Below are 526 nucleotides of genomic sequence, written 5' to 3'. Positions count from 1 at the left end.
AGTCCCTCGACCCGCCTGCCGGGCGGGGCGACATGCTCCACTCTGTGCTCCGACCGCTCCCGGTACTCGTCGCTCGTCATGGGGACGGACTCGCCGTCGGGCATCACGACGACGATGGCCACGTCCTCGCCCGTCGGGCGGGTCGCCGGGTCGACGGGGAGCGCCCGCATCGACACCAGCCAGGCGCTGGCCTCGTACCCGGTGAGCGGGTCGGCCTTGCCGTCCTGGACGAACACCCCGCCGCGCAGGTCGAGGACGTCGACGTCCGGTCCGAAGCCGGGCGCGAGCGCCTTCCTGACGATGGCGAACCCGGCGACATCCAGCGCCTTGATGAGCGCGGTTGCCTCGTGGCCATGTTCAGACCGGCAGTCCTGACCCTCGGCCTTCTGGAAGGCGCGGGCGAAGGCGGCACGGATGATGTCTCCGCATGTGACCTTGATGGTGGGCTTGATGCGCTCCATGGCGCGCTCCTCTGATGACGGGGTTGCTGGGGATGATGGGCGCCACTGCCGCCTGGCGCGCGACG

1 protein-coding gene is annotated in these 526 nt (G+C 70.7%); it reads right to left on the bottom strand.

The window, feature by feature from the left end; all coding sequences use genetic code 11:
- Positions 1–461 (bottom strand): hypothetical protein (locus tag MKK88_RS25405; RefSeq protein ID WP_244004733.1); only part of this gene is annotated, 461 nt, incomplete at its 3' end.
- Positions 462–526: the final 65 nt, after the last annotated feature.

The organism is Methylobacterium sp. E-005, assembly GCF_022829725.1.
In the GTDB taxonomy this organism is placed as follows: Bacteria; Pseudomonadota; Alphaproteobacteria; order Rhizobiales; family Beijerinckiaceae; genus Methylobacterium.
The sequence above is the reverse complement of the archived record's forward strand: the minus strand, read 5'-3'. Positions and strand labels throughout refer to the sequence as shown.